The organism is Devosia insulae DS-56, assembly GCF_000970465.2.
Lineage (GTDB): Bacteria > Pseudomonadota > Alphaproteobacteria > Rhizobiales > Devosiaceae > Devosia_A > Devosia_A insulae.
Genome location: NZ_LAJE02000143.1, coordinates 1 through 2,265 on the forward strand (window position 1 = coordinate 1; position 2,265 = coordinate 2,265).

The 2,265-nt window shown below is 66.6% G+C and carries 2 protein-coding genes; both read left to right on the forward strand.

Annotation, left to right across the window (positions count from 1 at the left end; genetic code table 11):
• The first annotated feature begins 108 nt into the window (after positions 1-108).
• Entirely contained in the window at positions 109-1,125 is a 1,017-nt protein-coding gene (locus tag VW23_RS08395) for an ABC transporter permease (protein ID WP_069909123.1), read from the forward strand.
• Between the two features lie 21 nt (positions 1,126-1,146).
• Entirely contained in the window at positions 1,147-2,151 is a 1,005-nt protein-coding gene (locus VW23_RS08400) for a LacI family DNA-binding transcriptional regulator (protein ID WP_069909124.1), read from the forward strand.
• The last annotated feature ends 114 nt before the right edge of the window (positions 2,152-2,265 follow it).

Consider the following 2,265-nt stretch of genomic DNA (forward strand, 5'->3'; position numbering starts at 1 on the left):
CTCCACCGCCTTCGGCGGTCCCCCTCCCCCGTTTCACGGTGGAGGATCACCGGGAGGCCGGTGCGCAAAACCGATATGCGATAGCCCTGAGCGGCAGGGGGAGACCAGATGACCACGACAACCGAACCCGCCGAAAAGAAAGGCCCCAACAGCTTCGGCATCCTGAAGCGTTTCGGGCCGCTGCTGTTCCTGTTGGCGCTGGTGGTGGTGTTCACCGCGCTGAAGCCGAGCTTCATCGACCCGATCAACGTCTTCAACATCATGCGGCAGATCTCAATCACCGGGCTGATCGCCTTGGGGATGACCTTCGTCATCCTCACTGCCGGCATCGACCTCAGCGTCGGCTCGCTCCTTGCCTTCTGCGGCATGGTCGCCGCCGTGGTGGCAAAGGGTGGGACGGCGAACTCGATGTCACTGTCGGCTGGAGGTGGGCAGGGCTTTGGCTGGTTCGCAGCTTTGCTGGCAGCGGTTGTCGTCGGCTCGCTGGCCGGCGGCGTGCAGGGGCTGGCGATTACCCGGCTGAAGGTGCCGCCGTTCGTCGTGACACTGGGCGGGCTGACGATCTTCCGCGGGCTGACGCTGACGCTCTCCAATGGTGGGCCGATCTCGGGGTTCGATGCTTCGATGCGCTGGTTCGGCACGGGCCTCGTCGGGCCGGTGCCGGTGCCGGTGATCATCTTTGCCGTGGCGGCGCTGCTCTGCCACCTGGTGCTGCGCTACACCCGTTATGGCCGCGCGGTTTACGCGGTGGGCGGCAATGCCGAGGCGGCGCGGCTCTCAGGCCTGCGCGTCGATCGCATCCTGATCTCGGTCTACGTCATTGTCGGGTTCTTTGCCGGGCTCGCGGCGTTCGTCCTTTCGGCGCGGCTCAACTCCTCCGAAGCGGTGGCCGGCATCGGCTACGAGCTGACGGTGATCTCGGCGGTGGTGATCGGCGGCACCTCGCTGTTCGGTGGCATCGGCAGTGTCGGCGGCACGGTGGTCGGCGCGGCGCTGATCGGCGTGCTGCAGAACGGCTTGCAGTTCAACAATGTCTCGTCCTACACGCAGTCCATCGTCATCGGCCTGATCCTGATCGTCGCCGTGGCCTTCGACCGCTGGCTGAAGTCGAGGTCGCGCAGCTAGGAAGGGGTTCCGGGAGCAGCAATGGTCACCATTAAGGACGTTGCCAAACGCGCGAACGTCTCGTTCACGACCGTCTCCCATGTGATCAACAACACCCGTCCGGTGAGCGAGGACGCGGCCCGCCGGGTTAACGACGCAATCGCCGATCTCGGCTATTTCCCCTCCGACGTGGCGCGCGCCCTGCAATCGAGCCGGACGCGGACCATCGGGATGATCGTCACCACCACCTCGAACCCGTTCTTCGGCGAGGTGATCCGCGGGGTGGAGCGGGCCTGCTTCAGGCATGGCTACACCCTGATGATCTGTAACACCGACGACGTGGCCACCAACCTCGTCGCCTATATGCGGACGCTGTTCACCAAGCGGGTCGACGCCATGGTGGTGATGACCACCAATGCGAGCCCCGAGTTCTTCCGCCGGCTGGGGCAGATCAAGCGCGTGCCGGTGGTGGCGATCGACGCGCCGGCCGACACGGTGGCGTCAGTGTTCTCCGACGACTCGGTGGAGGGCGGGCGCCTGGTGGGCGCATATCTCGCGGCGGCCGGCTTTCGGCGCATCGTCTGCGTTTCCGGGCCGGAGAGCCACCCGCGCATGGCCGATCGTATCGCCGGGCTGACGGCGGGGCTCGCGGCGCATGGCGTTTCGCTCGATGGGGACTGGCTGGTTCGCACCGACCTCACCATGGATGGCGGGCTGGCCGCGGCGCGCCAGATCCTCGGGCGACCAGGGCCGCGGCCGGAGGCGATCTTTGCGCTCAGCGACATCATGGCGATCGGGCTGCTGCATGGGCTGCACGATGCCGGAGTCGAGATCCCCGGCGAAATCTCGGTGGTGGGCTATGACGACATCGAGTCGGCGGCGCATTTCTTCCCGCCGCTGACCACGGTGCGGCAGCCGATCGCCGATCTCGGTGCACAGGCGGCGGAAGCGGCGATCAACCACCTCGATCGCGGCGTTCCACTGCCGCGGAGCACCCAGCTCAAACCCGAACTGATCTTCCGGCAATCGGCGCGGCGGCTGGACTGAGACGTCACAGAGCGTTGAGACGCGCCTCGGGAGGTGGGGCGATCGCCTCCCTCCCCCTTGAGGGGAGGGATTGAGGGTCGGCTCCTATTCTCCTCTCACGCCGCCGTCGAACGG